The organism is Georgenia sp. G2120 (genome assembly GCF_055326485.1).
Genome location: NZ_JBUZNL010000013.1, coordinates 22,930 through 40,681 on the forward strand (window position 1 = coordinate 22,930; position 17,752 = coordinate 40,681).

At 72.9% G+C, this 17,752-nt stretch carries 13 protein-coding genes; 9 read left to right on the forward strand and 4 right to left on the reverse strand.

All coding sequences use genetic code 11. From position 1 onward, the window contains the following. Positions 1-107: 107 nt before the first annotated feature. Both ACZLMO_RS13425 and ACZLMO_RS13430 read left to right on the forward strand, forming a co-directional pair. Positions 108-1,094 carry a DnaJ C-terminal domain-containing protein gene (locus ACZLMO_RS13425; protein ID WP_425715345.1) on the forward strand — a complete coding sequence of 329 codons (987 nt, stop codon included), beginning with the start codon at positions 108-110 and terminating at the stop codon, positions 1,092-1,094. After that, complete coding sequence (locus ACZLMO_RS13430) at positions 1,091-1,573, forward strand: heat shock protein transcriptional repressor HspR (protein ID WP_425715346.1); 483 nt, start codon at positions 1,091-1,093, stop codon at positions 1,571-1,573. The genes ACZLMO_RS13425 and ACZLMO_RS13430 overlap by 4 nt, the downstream gene beginning before the upstream one ends. A 14-nt stretch (positions 1,574-1,587) precedes the next feature. Here ACZLMO_RS13430 and ACZLMO_RS13435 read toward each other — a convergent pair whose 3' ends face one another. Beyond that, positions 1,588-3,021, reverse strand: coding sequence for a YfcC family protein (locus ACZLMO_RS13435; protein ID WP_425715347.1), 1,434 nt, complete (start codon positions 3,019-3,021; stop codon positions 1,588-1,590). A 218-nt stretch (positions 3,022-3,239) separates the two neighbouring features. Here ACZLMO_RS13435 and ACZLMO_RS13440 point away from each other — a divergent pair, with 218 nt between their 5' ends. Together ACZLMO_RS13440 and ACZLMO_RS13445 are read left to right on the forward strand one after the other, a co-directional pair. After that, positions 3,240-3,761, forward strand: a complete 522-nt coding sequence (locus ACZLMO_RS13440; RefSeq protein WP_425715348.1) for a DinB family protein — start codon at positions 3,240-3,242, stop codon at positions 3,759-3,761. A gap of 163 nt (positions 3,762-3,924) precedes the next feature. Continuing rightward, positions 3,925-4,707: a hypothetical protein gene (locus ACZLMO_RS13445; protein WP_425715349.1), complete on the forward strand. Its 783-nt coding sequence runs from the start codon at positions 3,925-3,927 to the stop codon at positions 4,705-4,707. Positions 4,708-5,027: 320 nt separating this feature from the next. Here the strand turns inward: ACZLMO_RS13445 and ACZLMO_RS13450 are convergent, their stop codons facing one another. Continuing rightward, positions 5,028-7,148, reverse strand: coding sequence for a prolyl oligopeptidase family serine peptidase (locus tag ACZLMO_RS13450; protein ID WP_425715350.1), 2,121 nt, complete (start codon positions 7,146-7,148; stop codon positions 5,028-5,030). Positions 7,149-7,408: 260 nt separating this feature from the next. After that, positions 7,409-7,597 (reverse strand): antitoxin, encoded by a 189-nt coding sequence (locus tag ACZLMO_RS13455; protein ID WP_425715351.1) that lies wholly within the window; start codon positions 7,595-7,597, stop codon positions 7,409-7,411. Between the two features lie 238 nt (positions 7,598-7,835). Between ACZLMO_RS13455 and ACZLMO_RS13460 the strand changes: the two genes are divergently transcribed. From ACZLMO_RS13460 to ACZLMO_RS13475, 4 genes are all read left to right on the forward strand, one after another. Continuing rightward, positions 7,836-9,296 carry an amidase gene (locus ACZLMO_RS13460; RefSeq protein WP_425715352.1) on the forward strand — a complete coding sequence of 487 codons (1,461 nt, stop codon included), beginning with the start codon at positions 7,836-7,838 and terminating at the stop codon, positions 9,294-9,296. Between the two features lie 215 nt (positions 9,297-9,511). Continuing rightward, entirely contained in the window at positions 9,512-12,301 is a 2,790-nt protein-coding gene (locus tag ACZLMO_RS13465; RefSeq protein WP_425715353.1) for an ATP-binding cassette domain-containing protein, read from the forward strand. Positions 12,302-12,386: 85 nt separating this feature from the next. Continuing rightward, positions 12,387-12,998, forward strand: a complete 612-nt coding sequence (locus tag ACZLMO_RS13470) for a hypothetical protein (RefSeq protein WP_425715355.1) — start codon at positions 12,387-12,389, stop codon at positions 12,996-12,998. A gap of 148 nt (positions 12,999-13,146) precedes the next feature. Further along, entirely contained in the window at positions 13,147-13,527 is a 381-nt protein-coding gene (locus ACZLMO_RS13475; RefSeq protein WP_425715356.1) for a hypothetical protein, read from the forward strand. Positions 13,528-13,644: 117 nt separating this feature from the next. On the opposite strand, the gene ACZLMO_RS13480 is transcribed toward ACZLMO_RS13475, so the two are convergent. After that, positions 13,645-14,724, reverse strand: a complete 1,080-nt coding sequence (locus ACZLMO_RS13480) for a hypothetical protein (RefSeq protein WP_463654038.1) — start codon at positions 14,722-14,724, stop codon at positions 13,645-13,647. Positions 14,725-14,911: 187 nt separating this feature from the next. On the opposite strand from ACZLMO_RS13480, the gene clpB reads away from it, so the two are divergent. Then, positions 14,912-17,533 carry an ATP-dependent chaperone ClpB gene (clpB, locus tag ACZLMO_RS13485; RefSeq protein WP_463654039.1) on the forward strand — a complete coding sequence of 874 codons (2,622 nt, stop codon included), beginning with the start codon at positions 14,912-14,914 and terminating at the stop codon, positions 17,531-17,533. The last annotated feature ends 219 nt before the right edge of the window (positions 17,534-17,752 follow it).

Consider the following 17,752-nt stretch of genomic DNA (forward strand, 5'->3'; position numbering starts at 1 on the left):
TACCCGCCCACGGGCACGCGCTCGCGGAGCGCAACGAACCCGCGGATGCGTGCGAACCCGCGGCGGGAGGACCACAGGTGGAGCTGGGACGAGGGAGGTGGTGAGTGATGGCAGGGCAGGACTGGCTGGAGAAGGACTTCTACCAGGTGCTCGGCGTGTCCAAGGACGCCGACGCCGACACGATCAAGAAGGCGTACCGGAAGCTCGCGCGGAAGTACCACCCCGACCAGAACCCCGGTGACACCAAGGCCGAGGAGACCTTCAAGAAGGTCGGCGAGGCCTACGACGTGCTCTCGGACCCCAAGGACCGCAGCGAGTACGACGCGCTGCGGGCCATGGCCGGCGGGCGGCCCCGGTTCTCCGGCGGCCCCGGCGGGAGCGCGGGGGCCTCGGGCTTCGAGGACGTCTTCTCCTCCGGCTTCGGTGCCGGCGGGCGCGGGCAGTCCTACGCGTCGGCGGGGGACGCCCCCGGGTTCGACGACATCCTCAGCTCGATGTTCGGGTCGGCGGCGCCGTCGGGCTTCGGCTCGCGGCGTCGGGCGCAGCGCGGCCAGGACGTCCTTGCCACCACCACGCTGCCGTTCCGGCAGGCGGTCGACGGGTCGACGGTCGAGCTGACCGTGGACGGGCGCAGCGTCACCACCCGCATCCCGCCGGGCGTGCGCGACGGCCAGAAGATCAAGATCTCCGGCAAGGGGCGCCCCGGCTCCGGCGGGGCTCCCGCGGGCGACCTCATCATCACGGTCGAGGTCACGCCGCACCCGGTGTTCACGCTCGACGGCGCCAACCTCCGCGTGACGGTGCCCGTGACGTTCGACGAGGCCGCGCTCGGGGCCACGATCGAGGTGCCGACGCTCGACGGCGACCCGGTGCGCGTCAAGGTGCCGGCGGGGACGCCGTCGGGCCGGACGCTGCGCGTGCGCAAGCACGGCGTCCAGCGCGCCAAGGGTGCGCCGGGCGACCTCATGGTCACGGTCAACGTGGTGGTCCCCTCGCGGCTGAGCGCAGCGGCGCGGAAGGCGGTCGAGGAGTTCGCCGCCGCGAACGGTGACGCGAGCCCGCGCGAGTTCCTCTTCGAGCAGGCCGCCCGATGAGCGCGGCCCGGGCAGGGGCGGGTCGCGGGCGCGGCCGTGCCCGGGTGCGGGCGGAGGACCAGATCGGGCCCGACTCCGCCGTCCTCACCATCTCGGTCGCGGCCGAGCTCGCCGGCATGCACCCGCAGACGTTGCGCCAGTACGACCGGCTCGGGCTCGTCGAGCCGCACCGCACCCCGGGGCGCGGGCGCCGCTACTCGCTGCGGGACGTCGCGCGGCTGCGGGAGGTCCAGCGGCTGTCCCAGGACGAGGGCGTCAACCTCGCGGGCATCCAGCAGGTCCTCCGCCTGCGCGACGAGCTCGACCGCGTGACCGCCGAGCTGGAGTCGCTCCGCGCGCGCGTCGAGCCCGGCAGCCGGGTGTTCACGGCGAGCCCGACCGGCGTCGTCGTGGCGGGTCCGCGCGGGAGGCGCGTGCGCGGGGAACGGCGCGAGACCGGGGCGCTCGTCCTGTGGCAGGGCTCCCGGTACGGGCGCTGACGCCGTGACCTGCGTCAGCTCCAGCCGGTGAGCTGGGCGTAGACGAGGAACCCGACGGCGACGAGCGCCCAGATCCCCAGCAGCGGCGCGTAGAAGCGCAGCCACTTGTTGTACGGCACGCGGGCCACCACGAGCGAGGCCATGAAGTAGCCGGACATCGGGTAGACCACGTTGGTCAGGCCGTCGCCGAGCTGGTACGCGAGCACCGCGCTCTGCCGCGAGACGCCGAGGATGTCGGACAGCGGTCCGAGGACCGGCAGCGTGACGAGCGCCTGCCCCGAGCCCGAGGGCACGATGAGGTTGAAGAACGCCTGGACGACGAACATGCCGACGACGAACAGCACGGGCGGCAGGACGCCGACCACCTCGAGCCCGTGGACGATCGAGTCGAGGATCTGACCGTCCTCGAGCAGGATCGCCACACCGCGCGCGACGCCGACGACGATCGCCCCCGAGAGCACGTCCCGCATCCCCTGCTCGAACCCGTTCGCGACCTCGCTCGGACGTAGCCCGCCGACCAGCCCGACCACGAGGGCGATGACGATCCACATGCCCGCCATCTCGGGGAAGAACCAGCCCTGCGCGATGATCCCCCAGATCAGCAGGCCGGCCAGCGCGAGGAACGCGATGCCGGCAGCGACCTGGCGGCCGGTGAAGGCGTGGTGCTGGGTCGTGTCGAGGACGACGTCCTTGCCGTCGGCGCGCTGCTCCGCGGTCAGCAGCGAGCGGCTCGGGTCCTTCGCCACCCGGCGCGCGTACCAGGTGACGTAGAGGCAGGCCGTCGTGATGAGGACGACGTAGAGGACGATGCGCAGCCCGATGCCGGAGAACGGCTCGAGGCCGGTGATCTGCTGGCCGAGCCCGGTGTTGATCGGGTTGAGGAAGCCCGCGGCGAAACCGGCGCCGGTCCCGAGCAGGGCGACGGCGGCGGCCACGATGCGGTCGTACCCGAGCGCGAGCATGAGCGGGAGGATCGCGGGGATGTAGACGAGGCTGAGCTCGGGGACGCCGATGAAGCTGGCCACCAGCGAGAACGGCACCATGAGCGCCGGGATGACGAGCGCCCCGCGGTTCGCGAACACGCGGGCCACCCACGAGAGCACCGTGTCGATGAGCCCGGTCCGGCGGACCACCTCGAACATGCCGCCGACGGTGAACACGAAGAAGACGATCTGCCCCGCGTCGATGAGGCCGCGCGGGAACGCCGTGAGGAGCTGCATCGCCGAGACGGGGTCCGCGTCGACCCGCCGGAAGCTGTCCGGGTCGACGACCTCCCGCCCGTCCGGCCCGGGCACGCGGTCGTAGAGGCCGGCCGGGACGAGGTAGCTGAGGATCGCCGCGAGGAGACCCAGGGCCACGAGGACCACGAGGACGTGCGGGAACTCCCGACGGCGGCGCTCGGTGGTGGTGGTCGGCTCGCTCGCGTCGGGACGCGGTGATTCGGACATGCTCCGACCCTAGGAACGTGTGTCTGGTCCCGTGCGGCTCCCGGACTCGGTCTCAGATCCTGGTCCGGCGATGGTGCGGCGCTCCTCACCGGCTCGAGATCAGGTGAGGGTGGCGAGACCAGGGGTGGTGTCACCTGGTCTCGTGCACCTTCCCCTCCTCTCGTCGGGGCGTGCGGCGTAGCGTGGCCGGTGACCGCGCCGCGAGAGGGAGGATCACCGTGATCGAGCCGGAGACGAAGGACTGGACCTGGGTCCTCACGAGGCGCTGCGAGGAGTGCGGGACGGAGTCCTCCGCGTTCACGCCCGCCGACGTCGCGTCCGAGCTCGCCGACGCCGCCCGTCGCTGGGCCGAGGTGCTGCGTCGCGACGCCGTCGCCGACCGCCCGGACGACTCGACCTGGTCGCCCCTCGAGTACGGCGCCCACTCGGCCGACGTCCTCGACGTCATGTCGACCCGGCTCGCGCTCATCCGCGGCGGCGACGGCCCGACGTTCGCCGACTGGGACCAGGACCGCGCTGCCGTCGACGGCAACTACCTCGCGCGCGACCCGGGCGAGGTCGCGCGCACGTTCGCCGAGCGGGCGGAGGAGACCGGCATCGTGTTCGGCGCCGTGCCCGAGGCCGCGTGGGAGCGCCCCGGCTACCGCTCCGACGGCGCCGCGTTCACCGTGCGCACCCTCGCCCAGTACCTGCTGCACGACATCCGCCACCACCTCCACGACGTCGGGAGTGCGGCCTAGCCCCACCCCCTTCCGTCGAGATTGCGGTTCGTTGTCGTCGAGATTGCGGTTGGGAGCCCCACCAACGGTCGAGAGTGAGGCTGAGGCGGCCGTTCGTCGTCGAGAGTGCGGCTGAGGACGGCCGGTCGGCGTCGGCGGTCCGAACCCTTGGCACACTGGGCGGGTGACATCCGCGCCCGGTGAGCAGCCGGACCCCGACGCCGAGCCGGTCCGCGACCCCGAGCCGGAGCCCGACCCGTCCCGCGACGACGCGCGAGGCCCCGACGACGCCGAGCCGGAGCCAGACCAGTCCCTCGACGACGCGCGAGGCCCCGACGACGCCGAGCCGGAGCCAGACCAGTCCCTCGAAGCTGCGCGAGTCCCCGACGACGCCGAACACCCGTCCGCCGACGACCGCGGCACCGGCCCCGCGCCGAGGCGGATTCGCCCGACCACGACCCGCGCGGCGGTCCTCTGGATGATCGTCGGCGTCCTCGTCGGCGCGCTCGTCCCGGCGTTCGCCCTGGCCTGGGGGACGAACTCGGCGACGGGCGTCGTGCGCGAGGCCGTCGACGCGGCGTCGCCCGTCGGCACCGGCCGCCACGAGCTGGCGGGGGAGAGCACGTATCTCATCGTCGGCGAGCGGGGCACGACGGGGCAGTGCGTCGTCACCGGCCCCGACGGCTCCTCGCTCGACATCGAGCTCGAGGAGGTCTTCCAGGCCGGCGGGGGCTCGCGCGAGGTCAGCCTCGGCAGCTTCGCCGCGGGCTCGGACGGGACCTACGACGTCGACTGCGACGCCGGCGGCGCGGACCTCGGCATCACGCAGTCACCGTCGCTCGGCGGCTGGTCGGTGATGGGGGCGCCCCTCGTCGTCGGGATCCTCGGCCTCCTCGCGGGGTTCGCGATCGGTCTCACCGGCCTCTTCGCCTGGATCAAGGCGCGGCAGAACCGCTGGAACCGCTGATCTGCGCAGCGCACCGTTCATCGAGATTGCGGTTGGTGCACGCCGAGATTGCGGTTGGTGCGACGCAACCCAACCTCGGCGACGACGCCGACGAACCGCAACCTCGACCGTGTGCCGACCTGTCCGGCGGTGCTGAGCCGCACTCTCGACACGAGCGAGGCGGAGCTCCCAACCGCAATCTCGACGACGACGAACCGCAATCTCGACGACGACAAACCGCAATCTCGACGACGACAAACCGCAGTCTCGACGACGACGAACCGCAATCTCGACGACGACGAACCGCAATCTCGACGAAGGAGACGAAGGAAGCTGCGCGGTCAGTCGCCGAGCTGCTGCCAGAGGAACTCGTACGCCAGCGCCTGGAGGTAGGCGCGCTGGGCGTTCGTCGCTGCGCCCCCGTGGCCGCCCTCGATGTTCTCGTAGGAGCGGACGTCCTTGCCGGCCTCGAGCATCTGGGCCGCCATCTTGCGGGCGTGGCCGGGGTGCACGCGGTCGTCGCGGGTCGAGGTCGTCAGCAGCAGCGGGGGGTAGTCCTTGTCGGCGTCGAACAGGTGGTACGGCGAGAAGGTCTTGATGAAGGACCACTGCTGCGGGTCGTCGGGGTCGCCGTACTCGGCCACCCACGAGGCGCCGGCGAGCAGGTGCGAGAACCGCTTCATGTCGAGGAGCGGGACCTGCGCGACGACGGCGCCGAACTTCTCCGGGTAGAGAGTGAGCATGACGCCCATGAGCAGGCCGCCGTTCGACCCGCCCTGGATGCCCAGGTGCGCGGGGTCGGTGACCTGGCGGTTGACGAGGTCGTCGGCCACGGCGGCGAAGTCCTGGTATGCGCGGTGTCGCCGGTGGGTGAGGGCGGTGCGGTGCCAGCGCGGCCCGTACTCGCCGCCGCCGCGGATGTTGGCCACGACGTACACGCCGCCGCGCTCGAGCCAGGCCCGACCCACGGAGCCCGAGTAGGACGGCAGCAGGGAGATCTCGAAGCCGCCGTACCCGTAGAGCAGGGTGGGCTGCGGCTTCCCGCCGTCGCGCCGCCACTCCGCCGTGCCGACCCCGGCCTTGCCGACCTGGAAGTACGGGACCTGGGTGCCGTCGTCGGAGGTGGCGAAGAACTGCTCGACGACGAGGTCCTCGTCGTCGAAGAACTGCGGCATCATCTTCAACGGCTCGACGGCCTTGGTCTGGCCCGCGCCGGAGAGCCGCACGAGGTTGAGCGAGCTGGGCTGGAGGAAGTCGGCGGTCGTCAGCCACACGTCGTCGGACTCGAGCTCGTCGACGGCGGCCACCGACATCGACGCCATCCGGGACACGGCCAGGCGCGGCGACCCGGCGGCGGACAGGGCGAGCGGACGCTCGAGCCACTCGCCGTCGGAGGTGGGCGGCGGCGTGCGCAGCTCGAGTCGGTTCGTCACGTCCTCGAGGACGTTGAGCACGAGGTGGTGCCGGGTCCAGGCGTAGCTCGACAACGCCGTGGTCGGCGTCGGCACGAACAGCGTGGAGATCGTGCCCTCGCCGGCGAGGAACTCCTCGAGGTCGACCCCGAGGAGCGTGCCCGCGCGGTACATCGTGCCGCGCAGCTTGCCGGTCTCGCGCAGGAGGATCGTCAGCCACTCGCGGTGGACGTCGACGGACGCGGTGGTCGGGACGTCGATGCGCACGAGCGAGCCGTCCTCGCGCTCGAGGTGGATCTCCTCGTCGAAGAAGCCGACCGCGCGGCTGACGAAGGTGCGCTCGAAGCCGGGCGTCGAGTCGTACGAGGCCGCGACGGCCACGTCCGAGACCTCGCCGGCGAACAGCTCGGGCGCGTCCGCGAGGTCGGTGCCGCGCGCCCAGCGGCGCACCGTGCGGGGGTAGCCGGACTCGGTGAGGGAGCCCTCGCCGAGGTCGCGGCCGACGAGCAGCACGTCCCCGCTCGCGTCGCCCCACGCGGCGAAGCCCTTGGACTCCTCGAGCCGGAAGCCGTCCTCGACGAACTCGCGGGTGGTGAGGTCGAACTCGCGCACGACGTCAGCGTCCGAGCCGCCCCTCGAGAGCGAGACGAGGGCCCGGTCGAAGTCGGGGCGCCGCACCCGCGCGCCGTGCCACACCCACTGCTCGCCCTCGGCCTCGCCGAGTGCGTCGACGTCGAGCAGGACGTCCCACTCGGGCTCGCGCGTGCGGTAGGACTCCCAGGTGGTGCGGCGCCACAGGCCGCGGGGGTGCTCGGCGTCGATCCAGTAGTTGTAGAGGTGCTCGCCGCGCTGGACCACGGCCGGGATCTTCTCGGTCGAGTCGAGGACCTCGAGGATCTCGGACCGGATCTCGTCGAACCGCGTCGTCGAAGCGATCTCCTCGGTGACCTCGGCGTTGCGTTCCTCGACCCAGGCGAGGGCGTCGGCCCCCTCGACCTCCTCGAGCCACTCGTGGGCGTCGTCGGGCTGGGCCTGGGCCGTCGAAGTCATGCGCACATTCCACCACGTCGTCATGCAGGTCACATGGGTACCGCTGCCGGAGATGTCGCCCGGGCCGCCTCACCGGGTCGGCGTGTCACTGTGCGGTCGGCGCGCGGACGGCGGGGTCGGCGCGCGGACGGCGGGGTCGGCGCGCGGACGGCGGTCCGAGCGATCGCACGGCAGACAGAGCGACGGCCGGCCCCCGGACTGGGGGACCGGCCGTCGAGCGTCGGGGGCTAGCTCCCCGAGAGTGTGCTGATCGGTCGCGCTCAGTTCTCGCCGGCGCCCTCGTTGCCGATGCGGCCGTCGGCGCCCTCGCGAGCGCTGTCGATCTTGTCGGAGTACTTCCCACCGGTGGCGTTGTCCGCGGCGTTGCCTGCGGCGTCGAGCCCCTTGTCGGAGAACTCCTCACCCTTGTCGCTGGAGACTGCGTCCTTGGCCTTGTCGAAGATGCCCATACGTGCTCTCCTTCCAGTCGCGTCAACCGTCCGGGTGGCACGGCCGATCTCCATCCTTGCGCATCCCGGGGGGCCCGGGTCAAGCGCGATCGACGACGACGAACGGCGCGTGGGCCCTCCCTGCCGAGACGGGCGACCGCCCCGTGGGCCCACGACAGAAGGGGCCTGGGACGACCCGGTCGGTCCCTCGACCCGACCGCCCCGACCGGTCCCTCTGCCCGGCCCGTAGTCTCGGGTCATGGCCCAGATCCACGAGCTGACCGCCCTCGACCTGGCCGCCGCGATCCGGTCCGGCGACGTCTCGCCGACCGAGGTCGCCGAGCACACGTTGCGCCGCATCGAGGCCCTCGACCATCGGGTGGGGGCGTTCGTCCACGTCGCCGCCGACCGCGCGCTCGCGGACGCGACGGCCGCGGAGCAGGTCCTCGCCTCGGCCTCGCCCGGACCCGGCGGCTCGCCCGACGCCGACTCGCTGCCCCCGTTCCTCGGCGTCCCCGTGCCCATCAAGGACCTCAACCAGGTCGCCGGCCTGCCCTTGCGCCTGGGCTCGGCCGCGTTCGCGGACAACGTGGCCACGCTCGACGACGGCATCGTCACCCTGCTCTCCGACGCCGGCACGACGATGGTCGGCAAGACGACCACCCCCGAGTTCGGCATGCCGCCGTACACGGAGCCGGACGTCGGACCGACCGCCCGCACGCCCTGGGACACGACCCGGTCGGCGGGCGGCTCCTCCGGCGGCGCCGGGGCGGCGGTCGCGGCGGGTCTCGTCCCCGCGGCCCAGGGCTCCGACGGCGGCGGGTCGATCCGGATCCCGGCCGCCGCCTGCGGACTGGTCGGGCTGCTGCCGACCCGGGGTCGCATCTCGTCCGGCCCGCACCAGACCGACGGCGTGGGGCTCACCCGCAGCGGCGTCCTCACCCGCACGGTGCGCGACACGGCGGCGCTGCTCGATGTCCTCGCCGTTCCCCGGCCCGGCGATGTCTATCGCGCGCCCGAGCAGGCCGGTACCTTCCTCGCCGCCTGCGACACCCCGCCGGAGCGGCTGCGCATCGGCGTGCTGCGCGAGCCGATCTCGATCGCGACCGAGGTGCACCGCGAGGCGCTCGCCGGGGTCGACCGCGCGATCGCGCTGCTCGAGGCGATGGGGCACGAGGTCGTCGACGTCGGCGTGCCGTTCGGGGTGGCGGAGTGGGAGGCGTTCCAGCCGGTGTGGGCCACCGGCGCGGCGGCCGCGCCGCTCGAGCCGGAGCAGGAGGAGCTGCTCGTCCCACTCACCCGGTTCCTGCGGGAGCAGGGTGCGTCGGTCACCGGGGTCGAGTACTCGAACGCGGTGACGGCGATGCACCTGCTCACCCGCCGCACCGCACAGGTCTGGGCCGACGTCGACGTGGTGCTCAGCCCCACCCTGTCCGGCCCGCCGGCGCCGGTGGGGTCGATGCGCGACGACGACGACCCGCAGCAGGACTTCCTCGACCAGCGCGCGTACACGCCGTGGACCTCCACCTGGAACATCACCGGCGCCGCGGCGATCTCCGTGCCGCTGCACCGCGCACGGGTGGACGACGCCGGACCCGAGCTCCCGTTCGGCGTCCACCTCGGCGGGAAGGTCGGGTCGGAGGCGCTCCTCCTCGGCCTCGCCGCGGCGCTCGAGGCGGCGGACCCGTGGCCGCACGTCGCACCCGCCTGGGAGGCGTGACGCGTCCCGCGGGGGAGCGGCGAACCGGTCCGACGCACGTGCCCGGACCTTCCGGCGCGCCGGCCGTCGACGGGACCGGGTGACGCGGACGACCCGGCCCGGGGACCTCTGACGCGTCCTCGGCGTCCCGTGGCCATTAGCATGCCGTGGGGCGGCGCCCCGCAGGACTGCGCCCGGCGGTCGCACGACCCACGCTTTTCGAGAGGAACCACTGCATGCGGACGGGCATCGAGATCGCCTCGCCGATGGGGACCGCCACGCGGCCCCCGGGCGGACGGGCACTGGTCGGCAGCGCCCCGCCGGCCGACCTCATCATCGGCCACCCCGCGGTGGCGCCACAGAACCTCGAGATCGCCGAGACACCGAACGGCTGGATGATGCGCGTCGTCGGCGGCGCCGCGTTCGTCGGCGGCCGCCAGCTCACCGCGCCGGCCGCGATCGGGCAGGGCGTCGTCGTGCGGCTCGGGCACCCGGCGCAGGGCCCGGAGATCCGGATCCGTCCCGTCGGCGCGCCCGCCGGTGCGGGTGGCCCGACAGCCGGCCCGTCAGCCGCCTCGGCCCACTCCGCCGGCCCGTCCGCGGCATCGGCCCACTCCGCGGGCCCCTCCGCCGCGTCCGCCCACTCCGCAGGGCCGTCCGCGGCGTCGGCCGCGAGCGCCGGCCCGCCGGCCTCGTCGGTCCCCACGCCTGCCAACCCGCGCTCCACGCAGGCGCCCCCCTCCCCGCAGGGTGCCCCTGCGGCGTCGGGCGCCCGGCCGGCCGACTCCCGACCGCCGGCCGGCCCCCCGACGGGAGCTCCGGCGTCGGGCCCGTCCCGTCCCGCACCCACGCCCTCGAACGCGGAGCCCTTCAGCGGCGCGAGCGGCCCCGATGCCCCCGGCGCCCGCCGGCCGTCCACCCAGGAGCTGACGGTCGGCGCGCCGCTCGCGCCCGCCCCGTCCGGCAGCCCGGCGGCCGGCTCACCCGCGTCCGCCGCTGCGGGCCGACCGCCCGGCACGCTGACCGTCGGCCGCGCCCGCAGCGCCGACATCACGCTCGACGACCCGCTGGTCTCCGGCCGGCACGTCGACCTCGTCCCCACCCAGGGTGGCTTCCGCGTCATCGACCGCGGCTCGCTCAACGGTACGTTCGTCAACGGCGCCCGGGTCACCCAGGGGATGCTCCAGATGGGCGGGATCCTCGGCGTCGGCGGCTCGTTCCTCCAGCTCGTGCCCGGCGGCCTCGTGCCGATCGACATCTCCGGCGGCGAGGGCAGCCTCGAGGCTGAGGACCTCACGGTGCGGGTCGACGCATCCTCGGAGGAGCGGAAGAAGCTCAAGGCGCAGGGCGCGAAGGACCCGTCGAAGAAGACGATTCTCGACGACGTCACCTTTTCGCTGCCCGGGCGCTCGCTGCTCGCCGTCATCGGCCCCTCGGGCGCCGGCAAGTCCACGCTGCTGCGCTCGCTCGTGGGCCGCCCGCCCGCCGACGAGGGCATCGTCCGCTTCTCCGGCCTCGACGTGTACGAGCACGAGGCCACGATGCGCAACCGCATGGGCGTGGTCCCGCAGGACGACGTCGTGCACCGCACGCTCACCGTCCGCAAGGCCCTCGACTACGGCGCCGAGCTCCGGTTCGACGAGTCGGTGCAGCGGCGCGACCGCGAGCAGGCCGTCGAGCGTGTGATGAGCCAGCTCGGGCTCACCGAGCACTCCTCGACCCGGATCGACCGGCTCTCCGGCGGTCAGCGCAAGCGCGTGTCCGTCGCGCTCGAGATGCTCACCCAGCCGGACCTGCTCTTCCTCGACGAGCCGACGTCGGGGCTCGACCCCTCCCTCGACGCCGAGGTCATGCACCTGCTCGCGGAGATCGCCCACGGCGACGACTCCCGGGGCGTGCGCGGCCGCACGGTCGTCGTCATCACGCACAACGAGGTCAACCTCGCCCAGTGCGACAAGATCCTCCTGCTCGCGCCCGGCGGCAAGACCGCCTTCTACGGGGCGCCCCACGAGGTCAAGCCGTACTTCGCCAAGGCGATGCGCTACCTCGGCCGCGAGGTCAAGGACCCCGACGACCTCACCTACGCGCAGATCTACGCGTTCATCAAGGAGGACCCGACCCGGTCCAAGCAGATGTTCGAGGGCGCGTCCGCGCGGCCGCACGTGCGCCGCGTCAACGTGGCCCGGCCCCAACAGCTCGACCGCCGCAGCAAGCAGTCGGTGGGCAAGCAGGTCTCCACGCTCGCGCGCCGCCAGCTCAGCCTGATGTTCGCCGACGGGAAGTACCTGTTCTTCCTGCTCGTGCTGCCGGTGCTGTTCGGCCTGCTCACGGTCGCGGTCGGGGGTGAGCTGGGCCTGCGGCAGCCCGATCCCGGCGAGACCATCACCGGGGAGTCGATGCAGATCCTCACCGTGCTCATGGTGGGGCTCGCGTTCGGCGGCCTCGCCGTCTCGGTCCGAGATCTCGTCGGCGAACGGCACATCTACAAGCGGGAGTCGGCGGTCGGGCTCAGACCGGACGCCTACCTCACCGCGAAGATGGTCGTGCTCGGCGCCTTCGCGGTGTACCAGGGGCTCGTCGCATCGATCATCACGCTCATGCTCCACGACCCGCCGACGAACTCCGCGCTCCTGCCCGACGGAAGCATCGAGATCGTCGTGGCCGCCGTCGTGCTGGCCTTCACCTGCATGGTCATGGGGCTCATGCTGTCCGCGATCGCCTCGAACTCCGAGCAGATCATGCCGCTGCTCGTCGTGGCCGTCATGCTCCAGCTCGTGCTCTCCGGCGGCGTCATCGACGTGGCCGGCCAGCCCGTGTTCGAGCAGATCGCCTGGCTGATGCCGGCGCGCTGGGGCTTCAGCATGGCGATGTCGAGCGTCGGCATCACCGACTGGCACCCGTACCAGGACGACCCGCTGTGGGCGCAGGAGCCGAGCATGTGGTTGCTCGGGCTCGGCATGCTGATCGTGTGGGCGATCGTCTACGCGATCGTCGCGCGCTGGCGGCTCGTCAAGCAGGCGGACTGACAGGAGACCGGATGTGAGCGACGTCGGCGGGGCACAGGGTGGTGCCCCGGGTGGGCAGGCGGGGAGCCGGCGACGGTCGTCACCGGTGCTTCTCGTCGTCGGGCTGCTCGTGGGCGCCGCCCTCGGTGTGGGCGGGACCCTCGCCGTGACGGGCGGGCTGCTGAGCTCGGAGCCGGACGGGGTGACGCTGCCCGCCACGCTCGGCGGGATGCGGCCCCACTCCGAGGTCGCCGCCGACCAGGACGGACCCGCCGAGTTCGCGGCGTTGCGCGAGGAGGCGGTCGCCGAGGTGGCCGACGGCCTGTCCGCGGCGCACGACGGCGCCGCCGCTGCCGGCCAGGTCTACATGTCCGACGATCTGGCGGAGACCGTCACCGTCTACGCGGTCGCTGCCGAGGCGCCGGGTCTGTGGTCGTCGGAGGACTCGCTCGCCGCGGCGGAGACGATGGGGATCGCCACCCCGATGGCGTGGGTGGAGACGGACGGGGAGGCGCAGTGCCTCGTGCGACAGCGCGAGTTCGGCCCGTTGCTCCAGGAGGGCGAGACGCCGTCACGCGATGTCGAGAACGTGGTCGTCTCGATGTGCCAGGAGGTGCGGGACGGCGTGACCGTCCTCGTCGAGGCCCACGGTGAGGTGCCGCTCCCGCGCGGCCTCGAGCTGGTGCGCGAGGCCGCCGACCAGGTGCAGGTCGACTGAGCGGTCGGGCGCGTGACGACGGCGGCGTCGTTGCGGGTGGGATCGCCGATCGATAGCGTCGGGGTGACGGCAGGCGTCCCCACCGTCCGGACCGTGATCGCCCCAGGCTCGCCCCTACCGCAGCGCCCGAGGCCATGGAGGTTCCCCGATGACTGCACCGACGACCCCTCGCTCCGTCCACGACCGGACCGCCCGACTCGTCTACATCGGCCCGCTGCTCGGGTTCCTCGCCGCGGGGGCGCTCGTCCTCACCGGCCTCGATCCGGCGCGCGACGGTGGGAGCACGAACCTGCTCTCGCTGGTTCCCGTGTACATCCCGCCGCTCATGCTCGCGCTCGCCGTCGGCAACCCGCCGAAGAACCACCCGCGCCGCCACGTCCTGCTGACGACGCCCGCCGCCGCCTTCGGTCTGGTGACGGTGACCCTCGTCGTCGGGTCGATCCTGCTCGACACCCTGGCCTGGTGGATCGGGGGAGCGGTCGGCAGTGCGGTGCCGTTCGTCGTCGTGGGGCTCGCGGCGCGGCGCTGACGCACGAGGGGTGACGCCGGGATGCGCCGGGCGTCGTCGTCGACCCCTTGCCGACGCCGGTGGTGACCGGACTCGGACCGGACGGGGCGACCCCTGGGCGCGACGGCGCGCTCTCGGTCAGCGACCGGGGACGACCACCCCGTAGGTCTGCGAGAGGACGTGGAGGAGCACGTCGAGGTTGGCGATCTCGGCGGGGTTGATGATCACCTGGGTGGCGCCCTCCCGGTCGCGCACGTGCAGCGAGAGGTTGTCCTTCTCCTTGACGAGGTTGATCGCGGCCAGCGACCCGGCGTCGAGCTTCTTCTTCCTGAACGTCACCGTGCGGCCCGCGAGCGTGACCGCACGGAAGTCGACGGGCTCGCCGGTCTCGGCGCTGCGCTCGACCCGCGCGCGGGTGAGGGTGTTGATGCGGGCGCGCATCGTCGCGAAGAACTCCTCGTCGTCGATCGAGAGCTGGCGCTTGGACCCCGTCCAGCCGAGCTCCATGAACGACGACGACTGGAGGTCGACGAAGTACTGCATGTCCTCCCATGCCACGTCGTGCGACCGGCTCTGCGTGACGATGCGGACGTGCGAGTCGTAGGCCCACACGAGCGTGCTGCCCTTTGGCCGGGCCATCCACAGGATGACGAGGCCGCTGACGGCGCCCGCCGCCATGATCGCGAGCCCGATCGGATTGAGGTCCGAGACCCCGCGCAGCCAGACCCCCACGCCGAGGCCGCCGGCGCCCACCGCGGCCGCCCCGAGGAAGCCCATGCCGGCGCCGATGCTGGTGGTGGTGGAGTACGAGGTCACCGGGGCCTGCTGGCCGTCGAGGGTGCGGGCGAGCGCGGTGTCGCGGCGCCATCGGATGACGACCAGCACGATGAAGATGACGGCGATGACCGCGACCGCGATCCCCGCCCACACCCATGCCTCGTGGCCGCGGGCGGCCGCCTCGAGCCGCTCCTCGTACGTGTAGGTGGAGGTGCCGCCGCCGGCACGCCTCCGGCGCCGGCCCGACGACATGGTGCACATGTCGCCTTCGGCCATCGTGTCGTCGCCGCACATGGCCACGGCCTCGGCCCCGAGGTGGCGGGAGGCGAGGTACAGGCCGGCCGCGACGAAGAGGCCGAGGAAGACGGTGATGCCGACGGGGAACCGGCGGAAGGCGGCCATCGCGTCGGTGGTCGGGCGCGGGGTCGAGGGTGTGGTCACGGCGGATGATGGTAGTGCCTGCCTGGAGCGCGTCGGCCAGCCGCGTCCTGTGCCGAGAGTGCGGTTGAGCGGCGCCTTCCTCGCGCCACTCCACCACCACCCCTGGCGCCCCAACCTTGAGCGGAATAGACTCAACTTTGCGTGCGTTCCATCATCAGCGACCGCACACACCGCATCGAGGAGACCGATGGACACGAAGCTCACCACCCGCTCGCAGGAGGCCGTCGCCTCCGCTCTCCAGCTCGCCACCACCGGCGGCAACCCGCAGATCGAGCCCAGCCACCTGCTCAAGGCGCTCCTCGAGCAGGGCGAGGGCATCGCGCTCGCCCTGCTCGACGCCGCCGGCGCCGACCGCGCGGACCTCACCCGCCGCACCGACGCGGCGCTCGCCGCCCTGCCCGGGGCCTCCGGAGGATCCGTCGCGCAGCCGCAGACCTCGCGCGCCTTCCTCACCGTCATCAGCGGCGCCACCGACGAGGCCCGCGCGCTCGGGGACGAGTACGTCTCCACCGAGCACCTCCTCCTCGGCCTGGCCGCCGCGCCCGGCACGGACCAGGTCCTCGGCCACGCCGGCGCCACCGCGGACGCCCTGCGCGCCGCCGTCCCGTCCGTCCGCGGCAACCGCCCCGTCACGAGCCCCGACCCCGAGAGCACCTTCGAGGCGCTCGAGAAGTACGGCCAGGACCTCACGGCCGCCGCGCGCGAGGGCAAGCTCGACCCGGTCGTCGGCCGTGACGCCGAGATCCGCCGCGTCGTCCAGGTCCTCTCCCGGCGGACCAAGAACAACCCCGTCCTCATCGGCGAGCCCGGCGTCGGCAAGACCGCCGTCGTCGAGGGCCTCGCCCAGCGCATCGTCGACGGCGACGTCCCCGAGTCCCTGCGCGGCAAGACCCTCGTCGCGCTCGACATGGCCGGCATGGTCGCGGGCGCGAAGTACCGCGGCGAGTTCGAGGAGCGCCTCAAGGCGGTCCTCCAGGAGATCGCGGACTCCGACGGCCAGGTCGTCACGTTCATCGACGAGCTGCACACCGTGGTCGGCGCGGGCGCCGGCGGCGACTCCTCCATGGATGCCGCCAACATGCTCAAGCCGATGCTCGCGCGCGGCGAGCTCCGCCTCGTCGGCGCCACCACGCTCGACGAGTACCGCGAGCACATCGAGAAGGACCCCGCGCTCGAGCGGCGCTTCCAGCAGGTCCTCGTCGGCGAGCCGTCGGTCGAGGACACGGTGACGATCCTGCGCGGCATCGCCCCGAAGTACGAGGCGCACCACCAGGTGACGATCTCCGACGGCGCCCTCGTCGCCGCCGCCACCCTCTCCGACCGCTACATCACCGGCCGCCGCCTCCCGGACAAGGCCATCGACCTCGTCGACGAGGCCGCGTCCCGACTGCGCATGGAGCTCGACTCCTCCCCGGAGGAGGTCGACGTCCTGCGCCGCCAGGTGGACCGGCTCGGCATGGAGGAGGCGTACCTCGCGGAGAACATCGACGACGACGACGCCGCCACGGCCGAGCGGCTGGACGCCCTGCGGGCCGAGCTCGCGGACCGGCGCGAGGAACTCGACGGTCTTACCGCGCGCTGGGAGTCGGAGAAGGCCGGCCACAACCGGGTCGGTGACCTGCGTGCCCGCCTCGACGAGCTCACGACCAAGGCCGAGCTCGCCGAGCGTGAGTCCCGCTACGAGGACGCCGGCCGACTGCGCTACGGCGAGATCCCGCAGCTGCAGTCCGAGCTCGACGCGGCCGTGGCGAGCGAGGAGGCCGAGTCCGCCGACACTTCGTCGTCGGACCCGATGATCGCCGACAAGGTCTCCGCCGAGGAGATCGCCGAGGTCGTCGGGGCGTGGACGGGGATCCCGGTGGGCCGCCTGCTCCAGGGCGAGTCCGAGAAGCTCCTGACGATGGAGGACGAGATCGGGCGCCGGCTCATCGGCCAGACCGCGGCGGTGCGTGCGGTCTCCGACGCGGTGCGCCGCTCGCGCGCCGGCATCGCCGACCCGGACCGTCCCACCGGCTCGTTCCTCTTCCTCGGCCCCACGGGCGTCGGCAAGACCGAGCTCGCCAAGTCGCTCGCGGACTTCCTCTTCGACGACGAGCGGGCGATGGTCCGCATCGACATGTCCGAGTACTCCGAGAAGCACGCGGTATCGCGCCTGGTCGGGGCCCCGCCCGGGTACGTCGGGTACGAGGAGGGCGGGCAGCTGACCGAGGCCGTTCGTCGTCGGCCGTACACGGTGGTCCTGCTCGACGAGGTGGAGAAGGCCCATCCCGAGGTCTTCGACATCCTGCTCCAGGTGCTCGACGACGGCCGGCTCACCGACGGCCAGGGCCGAACGGTCGACTTCCGCAACGTCATCCTCGTGCTGACGTCGAACCTCGGGTCGCAGTTCCTCGTCGACCAGACGGTGGCCGAGGAGGCGCGGCGCGAGAAGGTGATGGAGGTCGTGCGCGCGTCGTTCAAGCCCGAGTTCCTCAACCGGCTCGACGACGTCGTCATGTTCGACGCGCTCGGCCTCGACGAGCTGGGTCGGATCGTCGACCTGCAGATCGAGCGGTTCGCCGAGCGGCTCGCGCCGCGGCGGATCACGCTCGAGGTCACCGGTGCCGCGCGGGAGTGGCTGGCGTTCGAGGGCTTCGACCCGGCGTACGGGGCGCGGCCGCTGCGCCGCCTGGTCCAGCGGGAGATCGGCGACCGCCTGGCCCGGCTGCTGCTCGGCGGCGACGCGGCGGACGGCGGGCACGTCGTCGTCGACCATCCGGTCGGCGCCGAGACGCTCGACGTCACGACGACGGAGGCGCCCCCCGCCTGACCCGCCCTCTCGTCGAGATTGCGGTTGGTGCCCGCCGAGATTGCGGTTGGTGCACGTCGAAACTGCGGTTGGGAGCGGAACTCTCTGTCGAAAGTGCGGGTGAGGGGTGTAGCGCCGTGTCGAGAGTGCGGGTGAGAGGCCCGCAGCCGCGTGCCCCGGCCCCTCCCGCCCGCACTTTCGACCGGGGGCGGGGCCGACGAACCGCAATCTCGACGACTC